The following is a 26,024-nucleotide window of genomic DNA, read 5'->3' on the forward strand; positions in this document are numbered from 1 at the left end:
GGGGGGAGATCTGCGTGCTGGGCGTGCCGTCGTCGTGGAGGGTTCGAGGGGATTAGAAATAATGTGCCAAGCGGATGTGCCGATCCCCGGACTTCTGCGAGAATGAGACCATGATCACGGGGGAACCCCAGCCCGCCAGCGACCCTGTCGATTCCGGTCCGACCGATCTGGTCGACGAGTCGAATGCTTCTTACGCCCACATCGCGCCGCCGGCGGTCCGCCGCGTCGCGACCCGCCGTGGCCTGCTCGGCGGTGGAGACGTCTCCAAGGCACCGCGCAACCTTGCCGGCTGCGAGCTCGACCCCATCTCGGGAGCCTCGAGCGGCGTGTCGTGGGACGACCCGGAGGAGCTCTGACGACAGACCGGTTCGCGCTCCCCTTTCGAGGCCTAAGCCAATTCGCTTTCAGCCCGCTCAAAGCGAACTAGGTTAGGCCTCGAAGGGGCAGGCGCGACGACGGGGCAGGCGCGACGACCGGCCTCGTCAGCGGGGCAGCCGCCCCGGGTCCACGGGGATGATCCGCGGCATGCCCGCGGGGGCCACCTGGCTCAGCGCCAGGTAGCGGGCCTCGGCCCGGTGCAGGCGGATGTGCTCGTCGAGCGACCACTGCGGCCCGTTGGTCAGTGTCATGCCGCACGAGCAGTCGATCTCCTCGCGGTCGCCCGGGAGGTTCCGCGCCAGGCCCACGGTGACGTGGGAGGCGCGGGCATCGGCCTTGGCGCGGTGCATCGCGGCGCTCACGGGAGCATGTTCGGTCACGCGGGCCAGGTTAGCCGCCCGGTCAGTGCGTGTGCGCGATGCCCAGCTCGTGCATCCGCTCGTGCTCCTCGCGCTCCTTCATGCGCTGCGCGATGCGCTCCTGCACCTCCGCGCGACGCAGCGGGGGCACCGTCTTCGGTGGCTGGCGCCGTTCCGGCAGCGTGTCGAGCAGGCGCGTCACGATGTCGGCGATCTCCTGCGTGGCCTGCTCCACCGGTTCACGGGTGGCGTCGCTGACCTTCGTCACGCCGGTCACCTTGCGCACGAACTGCAGGGCGGCGGCCGTGATCTCCTCGTCGGTGGCGGGCGGTTCGAGCCCGCGGAGCGTCGTGATGTTTCGGCACATGTTCCGACCGTACGCCGGGCGGCGGCCGTGCGGGAGGGGGACCGCCGCCGTCGTGCCCGTCCGTCGGCGTGCCGGCAAAGCCTTGGCGGGCGCCCCCGCCCGTGCGGCAGGGTAGGCACATGGACACACCTGTCGACGCCCTGCCCGGTGCCTGATGCGGTACTCGGTGAACGTGCCCAACTTCGGCGACTTCGCCGACCCGCGCACCGTTGCGCGGGTGGCCCGTGCGGCCGAGGAGGCCGGGTGGGACGGCCTCTTCGTCTGGGACCACGTGGTGCACAGCAAGACGATGCGCCGTGGCCTGCCGTTCGGTGACCCGTGGATGCTGCTGACCGCGGCGGCCCTCGCCACGTCCCGGATCCGGCTGGGCACCCTGGTCACCCCGGTGGCCCGGCGGCGTCCGGAACAGCTCGCCCGCCAGGTGGCGACGCTCGACGTGCTCAGCGGTGGCCGAGTGACCTTCGGTGCGGGGCTCGGTGGGCCGGTCGAGGACGAGTTCGGCAGCTTCGGCGACGCGACCGACCCGGTGGTGCTGGCGGCGAGGCTCGACGAGGGCCTCGGCCTGCTCGCCCGGTACTGGGCGGGGGAGCGCGTCGACCATGACGGGCCGCACTACCGGGTGCACGACGTGGAGCTCCTCCCGGCGACCGTGCAACGGCCGCGGCCGCCGGTGTGGGTGGGCGGGTTCTGGCCCAACCGTCGGCCGTTCCGGCGCGCGGCGCGCTGGGACGGCGTGGTGCCGCTGTTCGCCTCGGAGCACGGCGTGCCGCCGACGCCGGACGAGATGCGTCAGGTCACGGCGTACGTGGCCGAGCACCGGGTGGCCGACGGTCCGTTCGACGTCGTGGCCGGCGGATCCACGACGCCGCAGCTGGCGGACGACGTCGTGGGCCCGCTGGCCGAGGCCGGGGCGACCTGGTGGGACGAGCGCGGGCTGTACACGTCGCCGGACCTGCACTCGCTGGGACCGGTGCTCCGCCGGGTCGAGGCCGGACCGCCGCGGCCGTGAGCCTCAGCCGTCCTGCGGGGCGCCGCCCCAGCGTGCGATGTCCTCGTCGGTCACCTCCACCGGGCCGGTGGCCGGCTGGGTGATCCGGATGTGGTTGCCGAACGGGTCGCGCAGTGCGCAGTCGATCCCGTACGGCTGCTCGACCGGCTCCTCGGTGAACTCGACGCCCTTGGCGCTCAGCTCGGCGTAGGTGCGGCGGCAGTCGTCGGTGGTGAGGATGCACGCGACCCCGAGCGCTCCCTTGGTCAGCAGGTCCCTGACCTGGGCTGCGACGTCTTCGCTGAGCGCCGGTGGACCCGGTACCTCGAGGAGCAGGTGGCGGTCGGGGTCGGCCGGGAGGGCGACGGTCAGCCAGCGCATGAAGCCCAGGTCGACGTCGTTGCTCACGGTGAACCCGAGCTTGCCGACGTAGAAGTCGAGGGCTTCGTCCTGGTCGATGACGTTGACGGCGGTGATGGAGATGTTCTGGAACATGCTGGTCACGCTACGGCGGCACCGGCGCGGCGTGCTTCTCCGAAACTGCTCGGCCCTGGAGCCGCTCAGCTCGCGGGTCGCATCCAGCTCTTCGTGAAGCAGACGGGGGCGGAGAACTGGCGCGACCGGCGCCGGTACTCGCTCGGCGAGAGGCCGACGACGTCGCGGAAGGTGCGGCTGAACGTGCCGAGGCTGTTGGACCCGACCAGCAGTGCCACCTCGGTCACCGGGTGGGCGGTGTCGCGCAGCAGCGCCATCGCGCGCTCGATCCGGCGCCGCTGCAGGTAGCGGTGCGGTGTCTCCCCGAAGACGGCCCGGAAGGTGCGGCTGAAGTGGGACGGCGAGACGTGCGCGATGCGGGCGAGCGCCGGCACGTCCAGCGGGTGGGCGTAGTCCCGGTCGATGGCGTCCCGGGCCCGCAGCAGCAGACGGTTGTCGCGCTCGCGGGGAGACATCGCCTGGCCCACCCTCGGGCGGCTCGCCGTGCTGGCAGTCACGCGGCCAGCCTACGGCGCCCGGGGCGGGTGACGCCCGTGGCCGGTGGCGCCCGCGGCCTTGACGGAGTAATCACTAAGTGATTTAGTCACTTCCATGACTCAAGGTAGAGCCTCGTTCTCGGAACAGCTCGCAGACGACATCGTCCAGCTGATCCGCTCCGAGAGCCTCGGACCGGGCGACGTGCTCGAGTCCTCCCGCGACCTGGCCAAGCGCTTCGCCGTCACCACCCCGACCGTCCGGGAAGCCCTGCGGCGTCTCGAGGCCACCGGCGTGGTCGAGCTGCGGCACGGGTCCGGCACGTACATCGGCCCGGGCATCGAGCGCTCGGTGCTCGCCAACCCGCACCGTCCGCACATCACGCGCTCCTCGGTGATCGAGCTCGTCCAGGCCCGTCTGGTGATCGAACCGGGCATCGCCGCGCTGGCCGCGAGCGCCCGCGACACCGCGGCGCTGCAGCGCCTGGAGGCCGCGACGGCCACGGCGCTGCAGCCGCCGGTGCACGGGTTCCGGCCGGCGCTCAACTTCCACGTGGAGCTGGCGGGGGCGTCGGGCAACAACCTGCTGCGCGAGACCGTGGAGGCGCTGCTGCACGTGCGGGCGTCGGAGCAGACCGAGATCCGGTTCCGCTACGACGACCGCAACCGGGACCACGCCGAGCACCTCGAGATCCTCGAGGCGGTGCGTGACGGCGACGGGGGTGCGGCCGAGCGCCTCACCCGGGCGCACCTGACGACCATCTGGGAGTCGCTGGAGGCCGCGGACTTCGGCGAGGTGACGCCATGAGCGTGCCGGACCGGCTCGCGGAGATGACCACCGTGGAGGCTGCCGAGGCGGTGGCCCGCGGCACGATCGTGGTGATCCCGGCCGGTGCGCTGGAGCAGCACGGCCCGGGCATGGCGCTCGGGACCGACCTGGTGCGGGCGGAGGCCGTGGTGGCGCAGGTCGCCGCCCGCCTGTCCGGGCGGGTCGTCGTCGGACCGTCGATCCCGGTCGGGGTGTCGCCGCACCACATGGCGTTCCCGGGCACGGTGACGCTGACGACGGGCACGTTCGCCGCCGTTGTGCGCGAGTACGTGACGAGCCTGCACAGCCACGGCTGGACGCGGTTCCTGGTCGTCACGGGGCACGGTGGCAACAACGCGACGCTGACCACGGTGGCGCAGGACCTGCTCGTCTCGCACCCGGGGATCCAGCTCGCCTGGTCGCCCCTGACCGCGCTGGCGGGCGACGCCGTCGGGGCGCTGGAACCGAGCGCCGTCCATGGTCACTCGGGCGAGGCCGAGACCGCGCAGATGCTGCACCTCGCACCGCACCTGGTGCACACCGACCGTCTCGAGCCGGGCACCACCACCCCGGACCAGCTCGACGACGTCTCGCGGGTCGCGCGCCACCACGCGCAGCCGGCGCTCACCCTGCCGTACGACCGGCTCAGCCCCAACGGCGTGCTCGGCGACCCGCGGCGCGTCACCGCCGAGGACGGTGCCGCGATCGTGGCGGCCGTCGTCGGCCGGATCACGACCTTCCTCGAGGAGTGGCTGGCCGCCTAGGCCGGCCCTCGCCCACGACCCATACCGCACCACTCGACGCACCTGGCCCGCCAGGTGTCCATCCCGTCATGCCCGTTTCGCGGGCAGGCACGCAGAAAGGACTCGCATGTCAACGACGACAGCACCACCTCCTGACCACACTCTCGCCCGGGGTGCCCGACGGCGGCCCGGCCGCCGCGCGGCGCTCCTGACGGCGCTGGCGCTCGCTGTCTCGGGCCTGGCCGGGCCCCTCGGCGCCACCCCGGTGTCCGCCGCACCCGCGCCGGCCGCACCCGTACCCGTGCCGGCCGCTGCCGCCATGTCGCCGTCCGACGGCGTGCTCCCCGCCGCCGCCCGTCCCGGGCATTCCGCCGGGTGCGGTACGGATCCGGGCCAGGAGCCCGGGAGCAGCGTGCTGCGCACGCTGACCAGCGACGGCCGGGAACGGACCGTGCAGCTGCACCTGCCCGACGAGTACCGCAGCGACCGCGCCTGGCCGGTCGTGCTGGTCTTCCACGGTCGCGGCAACACGGGCGCGGGTACCGAGGCGTTCGCGGGGCTGGACGCGCTGCCGGCGGTCGTGGCCTACGGCAACGGCGTGATCGGTACCGGCGACCGGGACCGGCAGGCCTGGGAGGGCGCCCCGTACTCCGCGCCGGGGGTCGACGACGTGGCCTACACGAACGATCTGCTGGACACGCTGGAGTCGGACCTGTGCGTGGACCGGCAGCGCGTGTACGCCACCGGCAAGTCCAACGGCGGGGGCTTCACCGGCATCCTGGCGTGCGAGCTGTCGGACCGGGTCGCGGCGGTGGCGCCGGTCGCCGCAGCGTTCTACGGCACCGGCCACCCGGACTGCGCGCCCCGGCGGCCGGTGCCGGTCATCGAGTTCCACGGCACGGCCGACGCCACCATCCCGTACGGCGGCAGCACGGACCGGGGCCTGCCGGCGATCCTGGACTGGACCGGCGGCTGGGTGGACCGCAACGGCTGCGCCGCCGGGCCACGCGTCGAGGAGACGGCGGACGATGTGACCACCTACCGGTGGACCGGCTGTGCGGCGGGCGCCGAGGTCACGCACGTGGCGGTGCTCGGCGGCGGCCACACCTGGCCCGGGGAGGACAGCTATTCCGGCGGTGGGTACGCGACGCACAGCATCGAGGCCCACGAGGTGATGTGGGAGTTCCTGCGGAACGAGCGGCTCCCGGTCCGGTTCCTCGACGAGCGTGAGCAGGGGGCGACGTCATGACCGCCACCTCCGCACGCGGCACGGGCGGCGCCGCCGGGACCGAACCGGACCGTCTGCCACGCGTCCTGCGTGCCCTGGCCGTCGTCGAACGCCTGGGTAACGCGCTGCCGCACCCGTTCTGGCTGTTCTGGATCCTGGCGGCGATCCTCGGCATGACCAGCGCCGCCCTCTCGGCCGCCGGTGTCTCCGTGATCTCGCCCGCCGACGGCGAGGAGGTGGTGGTCGAGAACCTGCTCAGCGGCGAGGGGCTCGCGATGGCCGTGGAGACGGCCATCGACAACTTCGCCGGGTTCGGCCCGATGGGCACCATCGTCGCGGTCATCATGGGGGTCGCGATCGCGGAGCGCACCGGCTTCCTGTCGGCGGCGATGAAGGTCTCCGTCTCCCGGGTCCCCGTGTCGTGGGTGGTGTTCGCCGTCGCGTTCGCGGGCACCGTGTCGCACGTCGCGAGCGCCGCCGCGTACATCATCCTGGTGCCGCTGGGCGGGCTCGCGTTCCGGGCCGTGGGCAAGTCGCCGATCCTCGGCGTCGTCGTGGCGTACACGTCCATCGCGTCGGGGTACGACGCGAGCCCGGTCCCGACGCCGAACGACGCGATCTTCGCGGGCATCACCACGGAGGCCGCGCAGATCATCGACCCGAGCGCCTACGTCTCGCCGGTCAGCAACTGGTTCTTCAACATCGCGTCGTCGCTGGTGCTGGCGACGGTGATCACGCTGGTCACCAACCTGGTGCTGGCCAAGCGTCCCGATCTCGACGCCGACCCGGACGCCGACCTGGACGATGTCGCGAGCCTCGAGCTCACGCCGCGTGACCGGTCCGCGCTGCGCCTGGCCGTGCTGGCCGGTGTGGTGGCGCTGGCGGCCGTCGTCGCGGCGGTGCTGCCGTCGTCGTCCCCGCTGCGCGGAGAGGACGGCAGCCTCACCGAGTCACCGTTCCTCGGCGGGATCGCGGCGGTCGTGGCCGTCATGTTCGCCCTGGTGGGTACGGTCTACGGGGTCCGCTCCGGGTCGATCGCGCAGGCCGCCGACGTGCCGAGGCTGATGGCCGAGGGCGTGCGCCAGATGGCGCCCGTCCTGGTGCTGTTCTTCGCGATCGCCCAGTTCCTGCAGTACTTCAAGTGGACCCGCATCGGCGACGTCATCGCCGTGAACTCGGCCAACGCCCTGGAGACCACCGGCGTGCCCATCTGGCTCGTGTTCCTCGGGATCCTGGCGCTGCTGTCCCTGGTGAACGTGCTGGTGACCAGCGGTTCGGCGATGTGGGCCATGGCGGCGCCCGTCGTGGTGCCGATGCTCATGCTGCTGGACGTGCCCGCGGAGACCACGCAGGCCCTGTTCCGCATCGCCGACTCCGGGTCCACGGCCATCACGCCGATGAGCCCGTACTTCATCATGGCGCTCGGCTTCCTGCAGCGGTACCGCAAGGACGCGGGCATCGGCACGCTCGCCTCGTACACCCTCCCGCTGGCCGTGTGCATGACGATCGCGTGGACGTGCCTGTTCTTCGCGTGGTGGTGGCTCGGCATCCCGCTCGGCCCGGGTGCGCCCGTGCGGTGACCTGGCCGCCCCGCCCGGGACCCCGTCGTCGCGCGTGACGGCGGGGTCCCGGCGAGGATGAGCGGTGATGACCGCCATCCTGCTGCTGCCGCTCGGCATCGTCCTGCTCAACGTCTACGCGCTGGCCCTGGTGCTGCTGCGCGCACCGATGTTCCGGCTCCCGGTGTACTGGCCGATGGTGCTGAACATGGGGCTGTCCGTGGCCCCGGCCGTGGTGCTCGCGATCGGTCTGGCACTGCTGACGGCACTCGTCACGGTGCCCGCACCCCGGTTCGCCGTCCTCGGGGTGGCCGCTCTGGTGGCCCTGGTCTGGGTGCTGCTGCTGCCGAACGCGGCGTACCTGGTGACCGAGCTGAACTTCTCCCACCGCCGCCGGGACGACCCCGCACCCCTGTGGTACGACATCGTGATGGTGCTGGCCCTGGCACTGTCCGGCGTGCTGAACACGCTGCTCAACGTGCTGCTGGTGCAGCTCGTGTACGTGCTGGTCGCCCGGCCCAACGCCGACGACCCGTACCGGCAGCCCGATTCCTGGCTGCTGGTGGCGGTCACCCTCGTGCTGGTGGCGGTCGGCATCTACCTGGGCCGGTACGTCCGGTTCAACTCCTGGGACCTGCTGCACCCGGGGTCGTTCGTGCGCAAGCTGGTCGAACACTTCCGGGTGGCGGCACACCGGCGGACCCTGGCCGGGTTCGTCGTGGTGCACACCATGTTCTTCGGTCTGCTGTACCTGGTCCTGGTCGCGCCCGTGCTGGTAGCGGTGGCCGCGGCGGCCGCGGTGAGCCGGTGAGCCGACGGCGTGCGAGGACTGCGGCCCTGACCCGGCGTACCGGGTACACCGAGTCAGGGCCGCAGTCCGCGCGGTCCGCAGGGCTTAAGGCAGGTCGCCCACCGCGAAGTAGGTGGTGCAGGTGCCGCCCACCGCGTCGTACCCGGTCGCCAGCTCCAGCAGCTCATCCCGCTCGGGCATGGCCAGCAGGCTCGAGCTGTAGTTGGGGCAGTAGTTGTTCCACGGCTCGAAGATCCGGACCGGGGCGTCGGCCGTGCGCCAGGGGGACTCCGGCGCCGCGTCGTTGGTCATGATCGTCGACCCGTTGCCCGGCTGTACCGTCCCGTCCGCGCCGTACAGCATCTGCCCGACGCCGAGCAGCCGCCCGTCGTCGGTGCCATCGTTGTACCAGCTGATCGTGGGGGCGTGCCGGAAGTGGGTGCCGTCGACGGTGCGTACCGGCTTGCCGAGGTGCTCGACCGGTCCCCAGCTGACCGCGTCGGGCGACCGGCGGGTCAGGTGTCGGCAGTTCTGGCCCGGGCCGCAGATCTCGTAGCTCATCAGGTACGTACCGCCAGGCAGGCGGCGCACCACCGGCATCCCGGGGCGCAGCGCCGGGTCCTTGGCCGCCACGACGTTCTCCAGTGGGGACCAGTTCACCCCGTCCGCCGACGTCGTCTGGACGATCGTCTGGCTGTGCACCGGCTGCTGGTTCTCGTCCGAGACGTAGAGCACGAGGTCGCCGTCGGGGGAGACGGCGAACTCCGGCTCCCACAACCCCTTGCTGCCCGCGGCGGTGGCCGCCGTGGACACGTGCTCCCAGGTGCGGCCCTGGTCGGTGCTGGCCCAGACCGGCAGCGTCATCCGGCGGGTGGCCGGGTCTGCCTCCTGGCCCACCGACGCCGACCAGAGCAGCGTGCCGGCCGCGAGGTCGCCCACCCGGCGCGGCAGCTCGTACAGCGTCGAGCAGCACAGACCCTCGGCCGCGCCCGGGTCGGAGATGGTGCCGACCCGGTCGAACGTGCGGCCGTCGTCGGTGCTGGAGAAGATCGCGCCGTGCCCGGCGCCGCCGGCGAAGGTGACGGCGCTCGCGATGATGGTGCCGTTCGCCTCGCCGGAGTGCTCCAGCCGGATGGCGCGCGGATAGAGGGCCGGCCCCTCCATCAGCCGGGTCCCGTTCTCCGCGCCGCCCGGCGGAGGCGCGGCACCGCCGGTGGCGGTCGCCGGGACGACGGCGGTGGTCAGTGTGAGGGCGGCGAGTGCGAGGGCCGTGAACAAGCGTCGTGCAGCGGACATGCCTATCACCTCTCGGATCGACTCTGATCTCGGACAGTGGTGGGTCGCCGCGGTGACGGCCGACCGCCCGTCACCGTAGTGACCCACGGACGGTTGAGTCAACGTTGCATCAAGGTGTTCCGGGCCGAGAACCCCAGGCGCTCGTAGAACGGCACCGCCGTCTCCCTGGCGTCCAGCGTCAGCTTGCGCACGCCCAGCGCGTCGGCGGTGGCGCAGACCGCCTCCATCAGGCGCCGGCCGATGCCCCTGCCCTGGTGCTCCGGGAGCACGAAGACGCTCTGCACGTCACCCGAGCGGCGCACGAGGTCGCCGGGGTTGGGCGCCCGCTCGAACACCGCCAGCCAGGCCATGCCGACCAGCTCCGCGTCCAGGACCGCGATCGTGCAGACCGACCGGTCGCCGCGCTCCTCCATCCACTGCCGCAGCGCACCGGCGAACTCCTGGGCCTCCGCCGCGCTCGGCGGCCGGTCGGGGACCGCCCAGCGCCAGCGCAGAGCGGACAGCGCACGGGCGTCGTCGGGCGTCGCGGTCCTGATCACGAGGTCTGTCGGCATGGCGCCAGCCTGGCACGGGCCCGCGCGCGCAGATCCGGTGCGAACACGCGATCCGGCCTGGTCGCGGCGCCGCGGGGTCCAGCCCGCACCGCGTTCCCGGCGCGGACCTCCGGCTCTGCCGCGCACATAGGATCGTGAGCGTGACCGCGTCGCGCCGCAGGAACCACCAGATCGCCGTGCTGGTCCTCGAGGGCGCCAAGCCGCTCGACGTCGGCATCCCCGCGCAGGTGTTCTCCAACCGCCCGAGCATGCCCTACGAGGTGCGCGTCTGCGGTGCCGCGCCGGGGCTAGTGACCGGCGGCGACGGCCTCTCGTACCACGTGGCGGAGGGGCTCGACGCGCTGGAGCGCGCCGACACGGTGTTCGTCCCCGGCTACCGGACACCGGCCGCGGCCGACCCGCCCGCTGTCGTCGTCGAGGCGCTCAAGGCGGCGCACGCCCGGGGGGCGCGGCTCGCCGCCATCTCGACCGGGGCGTTCGCGCTGGCGGCGACCGGCCTGCTCGACGGGAAGCGGGCGACCACCCACTGGCACTACACCAAGGCGCTCCGGGAGCGGCATCCGCTCGTGCAGGTCGACGAGAACGTGCTGTTCGTGGACGAGGGCGGGGTGCTGACGTCGGCGGGCGCGGCGTCCGGCATCGACCTGTGCCTGCACCTGGTGCGCCGCGACCACGGCGTCGGCCTGTCCAACCACGTGGCCCGCCGGCTGGTGGCGGCGCCGTACCGCAGCGGGGGACAGGCGCAGTACGTGCCGCGCAGCGTGCCCGAGCCGCTCGGCGACGTGTTCGCCGACACGCGGGCGTGGGCCCTCGAGCACCTGGCCGAGCCCCTGACGCTCGCCGCGCTCGCACGCAACGCGCGGGTCTCGGCGCGCACGTTCTCGCGGCGGTTCGCGGAGGACACCGGCTACACGCCGATGCAGTGGGTGCTGCGGGCACGCGTGGATCTGGCGCGGGAGCTGCTGGAGCGCAGCGACCTGAGCGTCGAGCAGATCGCGCACCGCGTGGGGCTGGGCACCGCCGCCAACCTGCGCCTGCACTTCCACCGGATCCTGGGCACGTCGCCGACGGAGTACCGGCACACGTTCTCCGCCTGACAGGTGCGCCGAGAGAGGGCTGGCGAGATCCTTGCGAGCGGTGGCGTGACCGCTGGCGGTTTCCTTGCGCACCATGGCGTTCCAGCCGCTTTCGGCGGGACGGCGAGCCGCGGAGCATGGAGCCGACGAAAGGAAACCTGATGACTCGCATCGCCATCAACGGCTTCGGCCGCATCGGCCGCAACTCCCTCCGCGCCCTGCTCGAGCGCGACAGCGACCTCACCGTCGTCGCGATCAACGACCTCACCGCCCCCGACGCGCTCGCGCACCTGCTCAAGTACGACAGCGCGCTCGGCCGCCTCGGCCGCTCCGTCGAGGTCGATGGGTCCGACCTGGTCGTCGACGGCCGGCGCATCAAGGTGCTCGGCGAGCGTGAGCCCGCCAAGCTGCCGTGGGCAGAGCTCGAGGTCGACCTCGTGCTCGAGTCGACCGGCCGGTTCACCTCGGCCGACGCCGCCCGCGCGCACCTCGACGCCGGAGCCCGCCGGGTCCTGGTCAGCGCGCCCTCCGCCGGGGCCGACGTCACGCTGGCCTACGGCGTCAACACCGACTCGTACGACCCCGCCCGGCACGTGATCGTCTCGAACGCGTCGTGCACCACCAACGCCCTGGCGCCGCTGGCGTCCGTCCTGGACGACCTGGCCGGTATCGAGCACGGCTTCATGACCACCGTCCACGCCTACACGCAGGAGCAGAACCTGCAGGACGGACCGCACCGGGACCTGCGCAGGGCGCGGGCGGCCGCCGTCAACATCGCGCCGACGACGACGGGCGCCGCCAAGGCGATCGGCCTGGTGCTGCCGAACCTGAACGGCAAGCTGTCCGGCGACTCGATCCGCGTGCCCGTGCCGGTGGGCTCCCTCGTGGAGCTGAACACCACGGTCGACCGCGAGGTCACCCGGGACGAGGTGCTCGCGGCGTACCGCACGGCGGCCGACGGCCGGCTCAAGGGCGTCCTCGACTACTCCGACGAGCCCCTGGTCTCCAGCGACATCACCGGCGAGCCGGCGTCCGCGATCTTCGACGCCGCGCTGGTCCGGGTCGATGGCAAGCACGTCAAGGTCGTGGCCTGGTACGACAACGAGTGGGGCTTCTCCCACCGCGTGATCGACACCCTGGAACTGCTGGCGCGCGAATAAACGCTGGTCCGGGCACTCTCCCCGCGGATGTAGGCCGGATGTAGGTGGCCGGCGCAGGCTACTGCCGTCCGTCTACGCAAGGAGTGGGGAAGTGAGCATGACACAGCTAAAGAACCGCGTCGCCGCGTCGGCCGCGGTCGTCCTGACCCTCATCGGCAGTCTCCTGGCTACCACCGTGACGGCTGCGCCGGCACAGGCCGCCACGGCACGCAACGGCGTCTGCGAGTCGGGCGAGTTCTGCTACTACTACAACAGCAACAACGCCGGGTCGATCTCCGACCACCCGGCCAGCGACCTGGGCAACTACGGCACGGATCCGGCGTCCTGCTACGAGTTCCGGACGTCGGGCCGCAACGGCTACAGCCAGTGCATCAAGAACAACGCCGCCTCGGTGTGGAACCGCACCGGCAAGCGCGTGCGCGTCCACTACAACTCGTACTACGGCGGCACCTACCAGACGTTCCAGGCGGGCGACAAGAGGAACCTCAACGCCACGCTCAAGAACAACAACGCCTCCCACGACGTCGGCCCGCTGCGCTCGACCGCCGGCTGCAAGAACTCCTTCAACAATCCCCGGACCTGTGCGGGTGCCGTGACCTGGGCCAAGAACCGGATCGGCGCCACCGGCTGGGGCGGCCTGTGCGACCGGTTCGTCGCCAACGCCTACGGCCACTCGAACAGCGGCTCCGCGACGGCCTACATCCACTGGGGCCAGATCCCCAGCACCCACCGGCACGGTGGTGACCGGAGCGTGCCGGCCGGCGGGCTGGCCTTCTTCCGCGGCGGCAGCTCCGGCGCGGGCCACGTGATGATCTCCATCGGCGGCGGCGAGTTCGTCTCCAACGACATCGACGGCTACAACCGGATCTCCAAGGCGACCATCGCGGAGGTCGAGAACGAGTGGGGCCAGACCTACCTGGGCTGGGCCCAGCCCTGGTTCAAGGTCAACCACTGACACCTGGCCGAGGCCGCAGGGCCTCCGTCCCCGGGGGCGCGTCCGCCAGGGCGCGCCCCCGGGCATCCGTCCAGCGCGAACGTCACGTGAGAGCCAGGGGAGAAGATGTCCAGGACAAGAAAGCGCTTCGCAGCCGTCATCGCGGCAGCGGCGCTCGCCGCCCTCACGGGCAGCGGGTTGCTCGCCGTCGGGACCGCGCCGCCCGTGCAGGCCGCAGGAGCGCGGGACGGGGTCTGCGCGTCCGGCGAGTTCTGCTACTACTACAACAGCGACCATGCCGGCTCGGTGTCCGACTTCGACGTGTCGGTCGCCGACTACGGCACCACGCAGCCCTCGTGCTTCGACTTCAAGGGCCCGGGCAACGGGCAGGGCGAGTGCGTCAAGAACGAGGCGGCCTCGGTCTGGAACCGCTCCGGCCGAACCGTGCGGGTCTACTACAACTCGAACTACGGCGGTACCTACCAGGCCGTCGCCGCGGGCGCGAAGGTCAACCTCGGCCCGGCGCTGTACAACAACAACGCCTCGCACAAGTTCGGCCCGTTCGTCGCGGCGCCGTCGTCACGCCCGAGCTACTACGTCTCCACCCAGAGCACGACGTGGGCACGGAACGTGGGCTGCAGCATCGGCACCTCGGACCGGAACCAGGGAGGTCGTCAGGTCCACACCATCGTGCTGGCGTTCGGCAAGACCACCAAGGGCGGTGACGGTGTGCACCGGCTCTCGTACTTCGGCGGGGCGGACCGCACCTTCGCCGACGCGCGCAGGATGGTGGTGGCGATGGGCAAGGGCTACGACGGCTGCACCGGGGCCGACACGACGTCGGTGCTCCGCATCGGCCTCGGCACGAGCAACTACCCCGGCTCCGCGGTGACCGGCGCGGCGGGCCGTGCCCTCGCACGCGCGGCCAAGGGCGCGGCGAGCGACCTGGCGGACTACTCGCAGGCCACGGCCTGGGGCGCCGTCGACTTCGAGGCCTGGGGCGCCGGATCAGGGCTCAACGGCCAGTCGCGGAACATGCTGGACGGCTACAACGGCGTCACCGGTCGCCGTCCGCTGGTGAACTTCGGCAGTGCGGACGGGTGCCCCACCTCGTCCGTGCCCTCGGCGGGCAGCTGCAACGCGGGGCTGAGCGCGGACACGATCTGGTACGTCTCGACCAGGGGAGCGGCGCGACCGCTGCCGGAGATCTACACGACCACCGGGTCGCAGGCCAAGCAGTGGAAGAACCTGTCGCTGTACGCCCACCGCAAGGGGGCGGCGATGTCCTTCCCGGCGGTCATGGCCCAGCGGGGCGCATGCGACCAGCGCGGCGGGTGCACCGGGACGGACAACAGCCCGGCCACCGCCTGGACGCAGCTGAACGAGCAGCTCGACGGTGACAGCCGGACCGCGACCAACCCGGGGGCACCGACCAACATCCACTGGCAGGAGACCACCACGGCTCTCGACAGCGGGTCGGAGCGCACGACGGCGTACACGGAGACCGTGTGGCCGTCGGGGATCTTCGCCGACGCGGAGGCACCCGCCCGTGGTGCGGAGTTCCGCGGCGGCAACCGGTGGGTCGGGCAGGTGGCCGATCGCACGCTGATCGTCTGGGCCGGCCGGTCCGGCACGGACGCGAGCCTGGGGCGGCTCCTGATCGCCTCAGCGGGTACGGACGGGATGCTCCGGTCGCACGACGTCGTCGACGTGCCCGGCGCGGGTACGCTCCGGGTCGCCTCGGCGCACGCCGGCGTGCTCGTCCTGGTCGACGAGCACGGCGCCCGTCACCGGTTCGACGCCGGGTCGGGTACCTTCCGCTGATCCGGCGGGAGCACTGAGCGGCGCCCGGCGGACGACGACCGCGGGGCGCCGCCGGGTATCGGCGCCGGTTCGGGCGTCGGTGCCGACGCCCCGCCGGGTACGCGTGCCGGGACCTCGCCGCACAGGTGCCGGAGCAGCGCCCGGCAGCGGTCGGCCTCGTCCCACAGGCCGCAGCGGCCGAAGAGCTCGCCCGCCTCCGTCAGGGCCGCTCGTGCCGGCCCGTGGTCGCCCAGGTCGATCAGCACCGCGCCGGCCTGCAGGAGGGTCAGCGCGACACAGCGTTCGTCCCGCAGCTCCCGGAACAGCCGGACCGCGTGCTGGAGCCCGCCGATCGCCGCGGCCGGGCGGCCCAGGCCGTGCTCGAGGGAGCCGAGGTCACGGAGCGTGACCGCCTCCCGGTGCCCGTCGCCGCTGTGCCGGGCCAGGCGGAGCGCGGCGTCGTACCAGGGCCGCGCCTCGGCCAGCCGGCCCTGGGCCACCAGCACCCGGCCGATCGCCCCGCGCAGGAGTGCCTCCTTGGGCGGGTCGTCGGCCGCGACCACGGTAGCGAGCGCGCGCCGCAGACACTCCTCGGCCGCCGTCGTGTCGCCACGGAACCGGTGGATGGTGCCGAGCCCGGCCAGGGCCAGCGCGCTGCCCATCGCGTGCCCCGCCGACTCGTACGCGCGCAGGGCGTCCCGCAGGTGGTCCGCCGCCGGCTCGAACTCGTCGGCGTAGATCATGACCTGGGCCAGCCCGCGCTGGAGCGCGGCGCGCGCCACCGGCTCCAGGCCGCCGCACGTCAGCATGACCTCGTGGCTCGTGCGCCAGTCGTCGTGGAGGGCCCGCTCGTCGTACAGGGGGGCGAGTGCGCCGGCGAGCCGCGACCCTGGCGCGGCCAGGGCCCAGTCGCGCCCGAGCCGCACCGCGTCGAGGAGTGCGTGCCGCTCGCCGGCGAGCCAGGTGGACGCGTCCAGGGCGGCGGGCTCCGTCAGGCCGGGTACGACGTCGTCCGACGGCGCTCCGAGGCCGACCGGCCGCTCGTCCGCGAGGGCGTCGAACATGCTCGGCGGACGGCCGCGGCGCACTGCTTCCACCAGGCGGGTCCACTGGCGCACGACCCGGTCGGCGGCCTGACGGCAGATCTCTCGACCACGGCCGACGGCGCGCTCGTACGCGTAGACGCGCAGCAGGTCGTGCATCCGGTAGCGAGCCTGGCCGGCGGCGTCCTGCCGGACCAGCTGCACCAGGCCGGCGTCGAGCAGCCGGTCCATGACGGGCTCGTGGTCGGCCTGGCCAACGAGCGCACCGAGGACCCAGCCCGGCTGGTCGTTCGGCCCCAGGAGGCCGAGCAGGTCGAAGCCGAGTGCCGCGTCGGCCGGAAGGGCCCGGAGCGAGAGGTCGACGCTCGCCCGGACGTCGAGGTCGCCCAGGCTCAGCTCGGCCAGGCGGCGCGACTCGTCGGCGAGCCGTACCCGCAGCTCGCGCAGCGGCCAGCACGGGCGGCCGACGAGCTTGCCGCCGGCGATGCGGATGGACAGCGGCAGGTAGCCGCACAGCCGGACGATGGCGCGTGCCTCGGCCGGCTCCCGCGCCACGCGAGCCCCGCCCACGATCGTGGCGAGGAGGTCCTCGGCGTCACCGGGGTCGAGGGCGCCGAGGTGGAGATGCCGGGCTCCCGGCAGGTCGGTGAGCGTGTGCCGGCTCGTGACGATGACCGACGACTCCCCGTTCGGCGGCAGCAGGGGGAGCACCTGGGCGGCGTGCGCGGCGTCGTCCAGGACGAGCAGGGTGCGGCGGTCGGCGAGCATGGAGCGGAGCAGAGCGGCCCGGGCGTCGACCGACTCGGGCAGCGGGTGGCCGAACCGGCCGAGGCCGTGCAGCATCGTCGCCAGCAGCTCGGCCGGTTCGCGCGGGCTCGGCGACGTACCCGCGAGATTGAGATGGAAGTGGGCGTCGGGATAGGACGTGCGCACCGAGCGTGCGAGGTGCAGCGCGAGCGTCGACTTGCCCGTCCCCGGAGCGCCGCTCACGACGACGACGGCGGGCGCGTCCGGCGCGTCGTGCTCACGCAGGACCGCCGCCAGCGTCGCGACCTCGGTGGCGCGCCCGGCGAAGTCGGGCACCCCGGGCGGGAGCTGGCGGATCGGTGCCGTGGGCGCGGGGGACACCCGCACCGGGGGGTGCGGCGGGTGCGGCAGGCTCCGGTCCAGGATCTGCTGGTACACCTCCCGGGTCGCCTGGCTCGGATCGGTGCCCAGCTCGTCGGCGAGAGTGCGGCGGAGGCGGTCGTACTCGTGGAGCGCCTCCGCCTCGCGCCCGCTGCGGTAGAGCGCTACCAGCAGCTGGCGCCACAGGTGCTCGTGGAACGGGTGGCGGCTCACCTGGTCCTGGATGTCGCCGATCACCGCGGCATGCTCGCCACAGTCGATCCGGGCCTGCAGGCGGTGCTCGACGGCCGCCAGGCGCAGCTTCTCGAGGCGGACCGCCATCTCCAGGGCGCGGGCCCCCGGCGGGACGCCGTGGAACGGCTCGCCGCGCCACGTGGCCAGGGCCTCGTCCAGGATGCCGCGCGACTCCTCGAGCCGGCCCGTGCGGAACGCGTCCAGGCCGCGCTGGATCGTGGTCTCGAACCGGTGGGCGTCGACACCGAGGCTGCCGACGGACAGCACGTAGCCGGCGTCGGTGCGGCTCAGCACGGTGCCGTCGCGGTCGCCCAGCAGGCTACGGAGCTTCCTGACGTAGCCGTAGACCTGGGTGGGCGCCGAACCGGGTGGTCGCAGCTGCCAGACGTCGTCGATGATCTCGTCCACGGCGACCGGGTGCGGCGCCCGCGCGACGAGGCTGCCCAGCACGGCGCGGCACCTGCCCGCGGTCACCGGGTGCCAGTCGTCGTTGTCGCTGATCTCGACGGGTCCAAGAATCCTGACGCGCATCGCGAGCACTCCGTTCGCTTCCCCCGGTCGGGGAAACGGCCCCGAGCGAGACATGACGGCGACTCTCGACCCTTGGCCCGGGCCGGACACAACCCTGGCGGTGCGCCCGCCCGGCGTCAACCGGAACCTGTGCTGCGGGCCGACGAGTACACCGGCATCTCGTCGTCGGACGGACATGACGAAACCCCCGGCCGACGCGGGCGCCGGCCGGGGGCGTGCACCGTGGGACTCAGAACGTCCAGCGCTGACCTTCCGCACCCGAGCAGGTGCGCAGCTCGAGACGCTGGCCGTCGTGCAGCGGGGTGCCGCCGACCGCCGTCAGGCACTTGCCGGACTGCGGGTTGACGAGCTCGCGTGCGGCGGACCGGTAGGCCCAGCTCTGGGCGCCGGTGCCGTTGCAGGTCCACAGCTGTACGACGGCGCCGTCGGCCGTGCTGCCGCCCGAGACGTCCATGCACTTGCCCAGCGCGCTGAGCGTCGACCCGGACCGGGTCCAGGTCTGGGCGGCGTTGCCGCTGCAGTTCACGATCTGCAGCGGGTTGCCGTCGTACGGGTCGGCCCAGGGGACGTCCACGCACATGCCGTTCGCCGCGTGCACGGGGCCGGTGCCCTGCGGCAGGGCGTCGTCACCACCACCGCCGCCGTCGCCCCCACCGCCGTCGGAGTCGCCGATGGGCGTCGCGGCACCCTGGAACGGGTCGAGCTGCATGTAGGCAGCGGTGGGGTTGCCGTCATGGACCAGCGACTCCTGCGCCAGGACGTCGTCGAACGCGAAACCGTAGGCCTTGCCGTTCGCCATCTGCTCGTGGATGTACTTGGCGTAGTAGTCGGTCACGGGCTCCTGGTAGAAGTTCGACGTGCTGGTGCCCGGCTGGGTGGTGGTCGTCAGGAGGGTTGTGCGGTGAAAGCCCGCGCACAGCGTGCGGGCGATGGCGCCGATGTCGTTGTTCGGTGCCGCCAGGTCCTTGTAGCAGCCGAAGATCGAGTCGCTCGACGGCTTGCGGAACTCCGTGACGTAGGCGCCGGACGAGTCGGTGAACCGCATGACGCCGTTCACCACCCGGCCCGTGAACCGTGCGGCCGGGTCGTACGAGTAGGGCGCGACGGTGAGGGGCTCGTTCGCGTACTTGGCCCACACCCGGTCGACGTAGCCGGCCATCATGTTCGCGTCCATCTGCCCGGTCTCGATCGCGTGACCAGGGGCCAGGATCCGCAGCAGGGAGCCGTCCGGTGCCCGCTGGGCGAGGTTGCCCCACCCGGGCGTCGCGGCCAGGGCGTTGACGACGTTGGCGTAACCGTCGGGCTTGAGCATGCCGGTGCTGATCACCGTGCCGTCGCTCTTCTGCAGGCCCGTCTGGTAGGGCGCGGAGAGGAAGTCGACCTGGGTGCTGTTGATCCACAGGCCGTCGTCGTTGAGCGTGAACTCGGTCCAGGCGAACAGCTTGTTGCGGTTCGGGTCGTTCGGGTTCTGCACCGCGGGCTGGACGAGCTGCCCGTCGTTGACGATCTTGAACGACAGCTTGCTGCCGTACGAGAAGTACACCCGGCCGGACAGCTTGGGGAGCTGGATGGTCATCGACTGCCCGTCCCGCGGGCCGGCGATCGAGGCGTCGGGCGCGTCGACGGGCGTTCCGCCCACCGTGGGCCACTGGTGGAAGGTGCCGCCCGCGTCCGACCAGCCGAGCCGGCCTTCACCAGGGGTGCCGAGGACGTAGATGAAGACCTGGTCGCCGCGGCCGGAGTCGTTGGTGATGGTCATGGGGATGGTGGCGGGGACCGCCGTTGCCGGCGCGGGCTGCGTGACGACGAGCGTGGCAGCCGTGACGGCCAGTGCGCCGAAGGCCGCGACGGCCCGTACGAGCCTGCGGAGTCTGGGTCTGGTGGGTGACATGGGGAGAGCTCCTCGTGTTCCGTTGGGTACGTCGTTGTACTTACTGGACTGTCAGCAACGGATATTAGTGAGGAATCCTGCCTATGTCACTAGGGTGGCGGGAATCCGGGGTGGGTCGGGGCGATCTGCCGGCGTTCGGGGGTGGGGCAGGGCTCCGGCGGGGCTTGGGGTGAGAGGGCTGTGGGGTGGGGGCTGGGGCGTGGGGCGGAGGGCTTCGGGGTCGAGTCGCAACTTGCGGGTGTGGCCGGGTGCCGAGCCGCAACGTGTTGGTGCGGCCGGGTGCCGAGCCGCAACGTGTTGGTGCGGCCGGGTGCCGAGCCGCAACTTGCTTGTCCGGCCGGGCGCCGAACCGCAAGAAACAAGTGGTCCGGGGCTCATATCGACGTGTGGCGTGCGGTTGGGCGCTCGTGGTGACGAGGAACGTGCGGTTGGGCGCCCGCAACGACGAGGAACGTGCGGTTCGGCGCCCGCAACGACGAGGAAGCTGCGGTTCGGCAGCGTCCAACGACCCCGGGGCCGCCAACGTGCGGTTCGGCAACGCGAAAGGCCCCGTTCACCGTCATGGATCAGGCCGTCGCCGTCGCCGACGTCGGGCCGGACTGGCACATGGCCCCGCTGTTCGACGTCGCCACGGCTGAGGGCCGGGGGAGCGCTTAGTCCGTCAGTTGGTCCCTCAGGGGCCCGCAGAGCGACATGCCTAGGTAAACGAAAAGGCCCCCCGATCAGCGTTTCCGCTGATCAGGGGGATTTTCTCACGGTGGGCGATACTGGGATCGAACCAGTGACCTCTTCGGTGTGAACGAAGCGCGCTACCCCTGCGCCAATCGCCCGTGCTGCCTGCCCCGTAAGGCGTGCGTGGACGATATTAGCCTGCTTCGAGCGCGGATGCGAAATCCAGATCGCCTGCTCGGGTCAGGGATCGATCCGCTCCCGCATGTTCCGCTCGAACAGGTCGCGCGCGGCGACGGAGAGCTCGCCGATCTGCAGGTCCACACCGTCCAGCCAGACCGTCGGCTGCACGTTCCGCACCGACCCGGTCAGCAGCATCCGGGCCTCGCCGGCCGCCACCTGGTCGAGCACCGAGAACGGCAGCTCGCCGTCCTTCGCCTCGCGGACCGGCAGCCCGTCCTCGGCACCCCACTCGAGCAGCAGCTCGCGCGTGATGCCGGCCAGGCAGCCCACGCCGAGCGGGGGAGTGACGAGCTCGCCGCCGATCTCGATGAACACGTTCGAACCGGTGCCCTCGCACAGTTCGCCCCGCGTGTTCGCGAACACCGACTCGTCGCCGCCCTTGGCGATCGCGTCCGCGAGCGCCACGACGTTCTCGGCGTAGGACGTGGTCTTGAGCCCGGCGACGGCGCTGTTCTCGTTGCGGGTCCAGGGGGAGCGTGCGGCACGTCCGGTGGGTACGACGACGGCGGGGGTCGCTGCCACCACCACGGTCTGGGGTCCGGCCGACCGTCCGGAGCCGAGGGGGCCGACGCCGTCGGTCACGGTGATGCGCAGGCGTCCGGCGTCGGGGGCTGCGGCGAGGACGGCGTCGACGCCGCCGCGCACCTTGTGGAGGTCGAGGTCTGCCATGCCCATGCCGGCGGCCGAGCGTTCGAGGCGGGCGAGATGTCGCGTGAGGGCGAACGCGTGGCCGTCGAGGACGGCGCAGGTCTCGAAGACGCCGTCGCCGACGGTGATGCCGTGGTCCACCGCGCTGAGCGCGGCCTCGTCGGGCGCGACCATGCGCCCCTCTGTCCAGATGACGGTCATGCCGTCCAGTCTGTCACCGGCGCAGGGTCACGTGTGTGACCTCGGGCGTGTGCCGCACGGAGGTGGAGGAGAACTCGATCGGCGGCACCCCGTCGAAGACCCGGGTGCCCGAGCCGAGCGTGAACGGCACGACGTGCAGCCGCAGCTCGTCGACCTGACCGGCGGCGAGGTACTCGTTGAGGGTGGTGGCTCCGCCGGTGATGGAGATGTCGCCGTCGCCGGCTGCTTCCCGCGCCTGCCGTAGGGCGCTCTCCGGGCCGTCGGTGACGAAGTGGAAGGTGGTGCCGCCCTCCAACGGGATTGGGTCCCGGGCGTGGTGGGTCAGGACGAAGACGGGCCCGTGGTACGGCGGGTCGTCGCCCCACCAGCCCTTCCAGTCCGGGTCCAGCGGCCCGCGGCCGGCGGTGAACATGTTGCGTCCCATGATGTACGCGCCGGCGCCGACGATGGCGTCCACCTCGGCCTGGTGCGCGTCGCCGTACTCGAACATCCAGGTGTGCAGGCGTTCGCCCACGAGTTGCCCGAACGGGTGCTCGAGGCTCTGGTCGTGCCCGGCGGAGTAGCCGTCGAGCGACACTGCCATATCTGCTTTGACGATTCCCATACCGGTTGGACGACGGCGGCGGCGAGGACTCATCGGTCCGTGGCGGGCTCCGTGCCGGTGGACGCCAACGCGACCAGCCGCTCTGCCTTGAGCTCGGTCTCGCGCCACTCGGCCGCGGCGTCGGAGCCCCAGGTGATGCCGGCACCGGTGCCGAACCGCAGCAGCCCGTCGGCCCACCAGAACGTGCGGATGCCGACGGCGAGGGACGCCTCGCCGTCGGCCACCCAGCCCACCGCGCCGCAGTACGGACCGCGCGGCACGGGTTCCAGCTCACCGATGATCCGCAGGGCGCTCGACTTCGGGGCACCCGAGACCGAGCCGGGCGGGAAGGTGCCGGCAAGCAGGTGGCGCCACAGCTCCCCGGAGCGGGCGACGTCGTCGGACAGGGTGCCGCGTACTCGCGAGACGAGGTGCACCAGGCCGGGATGTTCCTCGACCTCCAGCAGCGAGGTGACCGTGACGGTGCCGGGGCGGCAGACGGTCTGCAGGTCGTTGCGCACCAGGTCGGTGATCATCACGTTCTCGGCGCGGTCCTTGTCCGTGAGGCCGTCCGGTGTGCGGGCGGTGCCCTTGATCGGCCCGGACTCGACGACGCGGCCGGCGCCGTCGGGGGCGTCGCGCACCGACAGGTACAGCTCGGGGGAGGCGCTCACCACCCATACGGGGTCCAGGCCCGTGGCCGCGGGCACGTGGACGGCGGCGGCGTGCGGCGCCGGGTTGCCCACGGCGAGCCGGGTGGCGAGCGCCCGGGCGTCGGGCTCGGTGCCGGGTGAGCCGGTGAGCGGTGCGGACAGCACGCGGCACACGTTGGCCTGGTAGACGTCGCCGTCGCGCACGTGCTCGCGCACCCGGCCGACGGCGGCCTCGTAGCCGGCGCGGTCCATGGACGAGGTCCAGGCGTCGCTCGGCGGTCCGTGCCAGGTGGTGGCGGGCTGTGCCGCGGCGTCGTGCAGGGCGGCGAAGCGCCACGCGCGGGCCCGGCCGTCGGTGCGGGTCCCGGTGCCCGCCTCGAAGTCGGCGACGACGAACCAGGTCCCGGTCTCGAGCCGCTCGGGTTCGGCCAGGACGTCGATGCACTCGACCGCGCCGGTGGCGGTGCGTCCGGCGAAGCTCGCCCAGCCGGTGTCTCCCGTCACGTCGGACGGAGGGGCCGCGGTGGCCGGGTGCGAGGGAACGGCTCGAATCGTACGCTTCGTGGGCGGGCGGGCCGGGCTGGGGGACACGGGACAACCGTACGGCGGCGCGTGCGATTGGACGGTTGGCCCTCTGTTCGATTAATGTTCAGAACGCGCCGGAACACCGGGGGATACCCCAGGGTGCCCGGCATCGCGGATGTAGCTCAGTGGTAGAGCATCACCTTGCCAAGGTGAGGGTCGCGGGTTCAAGTCCCGTCATCCGCTCGGAAAGCCGCTCTCGTGGAATCTTCGGCTGAAGAGAGCACCCAGCACGGTGGGTTGGCCGAGTGGCGAGGCAGCGGCCTGCAAAGCCGTATACACGGGTTCGAATCCCGTACCCACCTCGCAATGCAGCATGGGCGATTGGCGCAGCGGTAGCGCGCTTCCCTGACACGGAAGAGGTCACTGGTTCGATCCCAGTATCGCCCACCACGCCTCGAAAGGCCCTCTGACCAGCGGAAACGCGATCAGAGGGCCTTTTGTGCGTCCCGGACCGCTCAGGGCTGACGGGGACGCCGCCGGTCGTGGAGTGTCGTCACGGCGTCAGGCTGTCACGAGCGGGCCTACTGGGTCGTGTAGTGCTCGACGCTCATCACCAGGATGACGCGGTCCGGGCTGTCCGACGGCGGCTGCTGGTCCGGGTTGCCGTAACGCTTGCCCAGGTGCACGTAGTACGCCCCGGTCGGGTCGGGGATCGCCTCGATCAGCTTGCCGCGCACCTCGAGGTAGTTGAACGGGTTCTCGTCGTTGAGGATCGCGAGGCTCATCGACGGGTTGTGCTGCAGGTTGCGGAACTTGGCGCGCTTCGAGGAGTGCGTGAAGCGCAGCGTCTCGCCGTCGAAGTCGAACCACATCGGGTTGACCTGGACGGTGCTGTCCGGACGGACCGTGCCGAGGAACGCATAGTTCGGCGCCTCGAGGAGCGGGATCAGATGGGTGGGGATGACGTCTTTCGCACTCATGTCGCCGAACATAACCCGGTTCCAGTCCTGGCGCGGAGGTGGTGATGTATCGGTGCGGTCGACACGCGGGCGGTTTCGTTTCCGGCTGGTTACATCTGCTTTGGGGTCTTGTGGGTGAATTCGGGTTTCTAGCATACTTTCGGCCAGCGAGACGGCAAGGGATGTCGATCCGCCCTTGCCGACGAGGGCCCGCCACGAGCTGGCCCCTACCCAGGAGGACGCCATGAGGTCTACTCGCACCACGCCCTACCCCGGCCCTGCGCAGCGGAACCGGCTGATCGCACTCGCAGCGGGGCTCGGGCTCGTGATGTCCGCCCTGGCCGCGCCCGCGGCCACGGCCGCGCCCGACAAGCCCACCGCCGCTGAGCTGGCCACGGTGCACGCCGCGGTCGGCAAGTCAGGCGTCGACGGCGTCGCCTGGTACACCGACCCGTCCACCGGCAAGGTGGTCGTGACCGCCGACGCGGCCGTCTCGGCGGCCGAGCTCAACAGGGTCCGTCGTGCGGCCGGTGCGGACGCCGACGCCCTGACCGTCAAGCGTGCCTCCGGCGTCTTCAAGCCGCTGCTGGGATCCGGCGACGCCATCTACGGCTCGGGGTACCGCTGCTCGCTGGGCTTCAACGTCCGTGCCGGCAGCGAGTACTACTTCATCACCGCGGGGCACTGCGGCGACGTGGCCCCCACCTGGTACAGCGACTCGGCGCAGTCCACCCTGATCGGCCCCACCGTGGACTCGAGCTTCCCGGGCGACGACTACGCGCTCGTCAGGTACGACAACACCTCGCTGACCCACCCCGGTGGGTACACCGCCGGCGAGGCCTACGTGGGTCAGAGCGTCACCCGGGACGGCTCCACCACCGGTGTGCACTCGGGCACCGTCACCGCTCTTGATGTCACGGTCCGCTATCGGGGCAGCGGAGTCGTGCGGGAGATGATCCAGACCGATGTCTGTGCCGAGCCCGGTGACTCCGGCGGCGCCCTCTACAGCGGGTCTGTCGCCCTCGGCATCACCTCCGGCGGCAGCGGTGACTGCACCACCGGCGGCACCACGTTCTTCCAGCCCGTCACCGAGGCGCTCAGCGAGTACGGCGTCGAGGTCTACTGACGACCGACCGCTGCTGACCTGCGCGGGCGGGGCCGACGGACAGTCCGGAGGCGCCGCTCGCGTCCTGTCCTGTGCCGCGGGTGCGTCGCAGGTGGCCCGGTCATTTCGATTGGACCGGCACGCCGTTTGTGAACTACTCTTCCGGAGGTCGCCAGACAGGTCCGAAAGGGCTCGAGATGGTGCAACGCGGATGTAGCTCAGTGGTAGAGCATCACCTTGCCAAGGTGAGGGTCGCGGGTTCAAGTCCCGTCATCCGCTCGAACCCGCTTTTTGGTGGGGAGCACGGTGGGTTGGCCGAGAGGCGAGGCAGCGGCCTGCAAAGCCGTACACACGGGTTCGAATCCCGTACCCACCTCGGGCGATTGGCGCAGCGGTAGCGCGCTTCCCTGACACGGAAGAGGTCACTGGTTCGATCCCAGTATCGCCCACCAGCAAGGCCCCGGACTTCGGTCCGGGGCCTTTTTCGTGCGCGCATTTCGGGCTCGGCGCCGGACCAACTGATCAATAGCGAACAACCTGTTGGCACGTTCGGTCGCTGCGGCTAGCGTATCGGTCAGTTCTTGCACCTAACTGATCAGA

24 protein-coding genes and 7 tRNA genes are annotated in these 26,024 nt (G+C 71.9%); 18 read left to right on the plus strand and 13 right to left on the minus strand.

Annotated elements, in window-relative coordinates:
- Positions 1-110: 110 nt before the first annotated feature.
- The gene (locus tag ACFSL2_RS00445) at positions 111-356 is read left to right on the plus strand and encodes a hypothetical protein (protein ID WP_377195982.1); all 246 of its coding nucleotides are present in this window, start codon (positions 111-113) and stop codon (positions 354-356) included.
- A 126-nt stretch (positions 357-482) separates the two neighbouring features.
- Here the strand turns inward: ACFSL2_RS00445 and ACFSL2_RS00450 are convergent, their stop codons facing one another.
- Both ACFSL2_RS00450 and ACFSL2_RS00455 read right to left on the minus strand, forming a co-directional pair.
- A complete protein-coding gene (locus tag ACFSL2_RS00450) occupies positions 483-758 on the minus strand; it encodes a hypothetical protein (RefSeq protein WP_377195983.1) in 276 nt (91 codons plus the stop codon).
- Between the two features lie 22 nt (positions 759-780).
- Positions 781-1,104: a DUF2277 domain-containing protein gene (locus ACFSL2_RS00455; protein WP_377195984.1), complete on the minus strand. Its 324-nt coding sequence runs from the start codon at positions 1,102-1,104 to the stop codon at positions 781-783.
- Positions 1,105-1,258: 154 nt separating this feature from the next.
- On the opposite strand from ACFSL2_RS00455, the gene ACFSL2_RS00460 reads away from it, so the two are divergent.
- Positions 1,259-2,113, plus strand: a complete 855-nt coding sequence (locus ACFSL2_RS00460; protein ID WP_377195985.1) for an LLM class flavin-dependent oxidoreductase — start codon at positions 1,259-1,261, stop codon at positions 2,111-2,113.
- A 3-nt stretch (positions 2,114-2,116) separates the two neighbouring features.
- On the opposite strand, the gene ACFSL2_RS00465 is transcribed toward ACFSL2_RS00460, so the two are convergent.
- Both ACFSL2_RS00465 and ACFSL2_RS00470 read right to left on the minus strand, forming a co-directional pair.
- Positions 2,117-2,587, minus strand: a complete 471-nt coding sequence (locus tag ACFSL2_RS00465; protein ID WP_377195986.1) for a VOC family protein — start codon at positions 2,585-2,587, stop codon at positions 2,117-2,119.
- A gap of 65 nt (positions 2,588-2,652) precedes the next feature.
- Complete coding sequence (locus ACFSL2_RS00470; protein WP_377200748.1) at positions 2,653-3,042, minus strand: helix-turn-helix domain-containing protein; 390 nt, start codon at positions 3,040-3,042, stop codon at positions 2,653-2,655.
- A 136-nt stretch (positions 3,043-3,178) separates the two neighbouring features.
- Between ACFSL2_RS00470 and ACFSL2_RS00475 the strand changes: the two genes are divergently transcribed.
- The 5 genes from ACFSL2_RS00475 to ACFSL2_RS00495 all read left to right on the plus strand — a co-directional run bounded on the left by ACFSL2_RS00475 (position 3,179) and on the right by ACFSL2_RS00495 (position 8,209).
- On the plus strand, positions 3,179-3,868 hold the full coding sequence (locus ACFSL2_RS00475) for a FadR/GntR family transcriptional regulator (protein ID WP_377195987.1): 690 nt from the start codon (positions 3,179-3,181) through the stop codon (positions 3,866-3,868).
- Positions 3,865-4,632 carry a creatininase family protein gene (locus tag ACFSL2_RS00480; protein ID WP_377195988.1) on the plus strand — a complete coding sequence of 256 codons (768 nt, stop codon included), beginning with the start codon at positions 3,865-3,867 and terminating at the stop codon, positions 4,630-4,632. The genes ACFSL2_RS00475 and ACFSL2_RS00480 overlap by 4 nt, the downstream gene beginning before the upstream one ends.
- Before the next feature lie 106 nt (positions 4,633-4,738).
- Positions 4,739-5,860: a CE1 family esterase gene (locus tag ACFSL2_RS00485; protein ID WP_377195989.1), complete on the plus strand. Its 1,122-nt coding sequence runs from the start codon at positions 4,739-4,741 to the stop codon at positions 5,858-5,860.
- Entirely contained in the window at positions 5,857-7,419 is a 1,563-nt protein-coding gene (locus tag ACFSL2_RS00490) for an AbgT family transporter (RefSeq protein WP_377195990.1), read from the plus strand. The genes ACFSL2_RS00485 and ACFSL2_RS00490 overlap by 4 nt, the downstream gene beginning before the upstream one ends.
- A gap of 67 nt (positions 7,420-7,486) precedes the next feature.
- Positions 7,487-8,209, plus strand: a complete 723-nt coding sequence (locus tag ACFSL2_RS00495; protein WP_377195991.1) for a DUF1361 domain-containing protein — start codon at positions 7,487-7,489, stop codon at positions 8,207-8,209.
- A gap of 84 nt (positions 8,210-8,293) precedes the next feature.
- On the opposite strand, the gene ACFSL2_RS00500 is transcribed toward ACFSL2_RS00495, so the two are convergent.
- Positions 8,294-9,484, minus strand: a complete 1,191-nt coding sequence (locus ACFSL2_RS00500) for an exo-alpha-sialidase (protein WP_377195992.1) — start codon at positions 9,482-9,484, stop codon at positions 8,294-8,296.
- Between the two features lie 98 nt (positions 9,485-9,582).
- Complete coding sequence (locus ACFSL2_RS00505) at positions 9,583-10,038, minus strand: GNAT family N-acetyltransferase (RefSeq protein WP_377195993.1); 456 nt, start codon at positions 10,036-10,038, stop codon at positions 9,583-9,585.
- A gap of 140 nt (positions 10,039-10,178) precedes the next feature.
- Here ACFSL2_RS00505 and ACFSL2_RS00510 point away from each other — a divergent pair, with 140 nt between their 5' ends.
- The 4 genes from ACFSL2_RS00510 to ACFSL2_RS00525 all read left to right on the plus strand — a co-directional run bounded on the left by ACFSL2_RS00510 (position 10,179) and on the right by ACFSL2_RS00525 (position 15,032).
- On the plus strand, positions 10,179-11,135 hold the full coding sequence (locus tag ACFSL2_RS00510) for a GlxA family transcriptional regulator (RefSeq protein WP_377195994.1): 957 nt from the start codon (positions 10,179-10,181) through the stop codon (positions 11,133-11,135).
- A 140-nt stretch (positions 11,136-11,275) separates the two neighbouring features.
- A complete protein-coding gene (gene gap, locus ACFSL2_RS00515; protein WP_377195995.1) occupies positions 11,276-12,274 on the plus strand; it encodes a type I glyceraldehyde-3-phosphate dehydrogenase in 999 nt (332 codons plus the stop codon).
- A gap of 97 nt (positions 12,275-12,371) precedes the next feature.
- Positions 12,372-13,229: a peptidase inhibitor family I36 protein gene (locus tag ACFSL2_RS00520; RefSeq protein ID WP_377195996.1), complete on the plus strand. Its 858-nt coding sequence runs from the start codon at positions 12,372-12,374 to the stop codon at positions 13,227-13,229.
- Positions 13,230-13,334: 105 nt separating this feature from the next.
- Positions 13,335-15,032 carry a peptidase inhibitor family I36 protein gene (locus tag ACFSL2_RS00525; protein WP_377195997.1) on the plus strand — a complete coding sequence of 566 codons (1,698 nt, stop codon included), beginning with the start codon at positions 13,335-13,337 and terminating at the stop codon, positions 15,030-15,032.
- On the opposite strand, the gene ACFSL2_RS00530 is transcribed toward ACFSL2_RS00525, so the two are convergent.
- The 6 genes from ACFSL2_RS00530 to ACFSL2_RS00555 all read right to left on the minus strand — a co-directional run bounded on the left by ACFSL2_RS00530 (position 14,996) and on the right by ACFSL2_RS00555 (position 23,339).
- Entirely contained in the window at positions 14,996-17,947 is a 2,952-nt protein-coding gene (locus ACFSL2_RS00530) for an AfsR/SARP family transcriptional regulator (RefSeq protein ID WP_377195998.1), read from the minus strand. The two genes, ACFSL2_RS00525 and ACFSL2_RS00530, sit on opposite strands and share 37 nt — an antisense overlap.
- Before the next feature lie 229 nt (positions 17,948-18,176).
- The gene (locus ACFSL2_RS00535) at positions 18,177-19,838 is read right to left on the minus strand and encodes a beta-1,3-glucanase family protein (RefSeq protein ID WP_377195999.1); all 1,662 of its coding nucleotides are present in this window, start codon (positions 19,836-19,838) and stop codon (positions 18,177-18,179) included.
- 758 nt (positions 19,839-20,596) lie between these two features.
- Positions 20,597-20,668: transfer RNA gene (locus ACFSL2_RS00540), tRNA-Val, on the minus strand.
- Positions 20,669-20,750: 82 nt separating this feature from the next.
- Positions 20,751-21,599, minus strand: coding sequence for an aminotransferase class IV (locus ACFSL2_RS00545; protein ID WP_377196000.1), 849 nt, complete (start codon positions 21,597-21,599; stop codon positions 20,751-20,753).
- Between the two features lie 13 nt (positions 21,600-21,612).
- Entirely contained in the window at positions 21,613-22,203 is a 591-nt protein-coding gene (locus ACFSL2_RS00550; RefSeq protein ID WP_377196001.1) for a dihydrofolate reductase family protein, read from the minus strand.
- 29 nt (positions 22,204-22,232) lie between these two features.
- Complete coding sequence (locus tag ACFSL2_RS00555; protein WP_377196002.1) at positions 22,233-23,339, minus strand: chorismate-binding protein; 1,107 nt, start codon at positions 23,337-23,339, stop codon at positions 22,233-22,235.
- 192 nt (positions 23,340-23,531) lie between these two features.
- Between ACFSL2_RS00555 and ACFSL2_RS00560 the strand changes: the two genes are divergently transcribed.
- From ACFSL2_RS00560 to ACFSL2_RS00570, 3 genes are all read left to right on the plus strand, one after another.
- Positions 23,532-23,603, plus strand: a tRNA-Gly gene (locus ACFSL2_RS00560).
- Between the two features lie 48 nt (positions 23,604-23,651).
- Positions 23,652-23,722 (plus strand) — tRNA-Cys (locus ACFSL2_RS00565).
- 13 nt (positions 23,723-23,735) lie between these two features.
- Positions 23,736-23,810 (plus strand) — tRNA-Val (locus ACFSL2_RS00570).
- A 131-nt stretch (positions 23,811-23,941) separates the two neighbouring features.
- On the opposite strand, the gene ACFSL2_RS00575 is transcribed toward ACFSL2_RS00570, so the two are convergent.
- Complete coding sequence (locus ACFSL2_RS00575; RefSeq protein WP_377196003.1) at positions 23,942-24,340, minus strand: PPOX class F420-dependent oxidoreductase; 399 nt, start codon at positions 24,338-24,340, stop codon at positions 23,942-23,944.
- A 223-nt stretch (positions 24,341-24,563) separates the two neighbouring features.
- On the opposite strand from ACFSL2_RS00575, the gene ACFSL2_RS00580 reads away from it, so the two are divergent.
- The 4 genes from ACFSL2_RS00580 to ACFSL2_RS00595 all read left to right on the plus strand — a co-directional run bounded on the left by ACFSL2_RS00580 (position 24,564) and on the right by ACFSL2_RS00595 (position 25,876).
- Positions 24,564-25,445, plus strand: coding sequence for a S1 family peptidase (locus tag ACFSL2_RS00580; protein WP_377196004.1), 882 nt, complete (start codon positions 24,564-24,566; stop codon positions 25,443-25,445).
- A gap of 186 nt (positions 25,446-25,631) precedes the next feature.
- Positions 25,632-25,703, plus strand: a tRNA-Gly gene (locus ACFSL2_RS00585).
- A gap of 26 nt (positions 25,704-25,729) precedes the next feature.
- Positions 25,730-25,800 (plus strand) — tRNA-Cys (locus tag ACFSL2_RS00590).
- Between the two features lies 1 nt (position 25,801).
- Positions 25,802-25,876 (plus strand) — tRNA-Val (locus tag ACFSL2_RS00595).
- The last annotated feature ends 148 nt before the right edge of the window (positions 25,877-26,024 follow it).

This window comes from Promicromonospora aerolata (assembly GCF_042682255.1).
In the GTDB taxonomy this organism is placed as follows: Bacteria; Actinomycetota; Actinomycetes; order Actinomycetales; family Cellulomonadaceae; genus Promicromonospora; species Promicromonospora aerolata.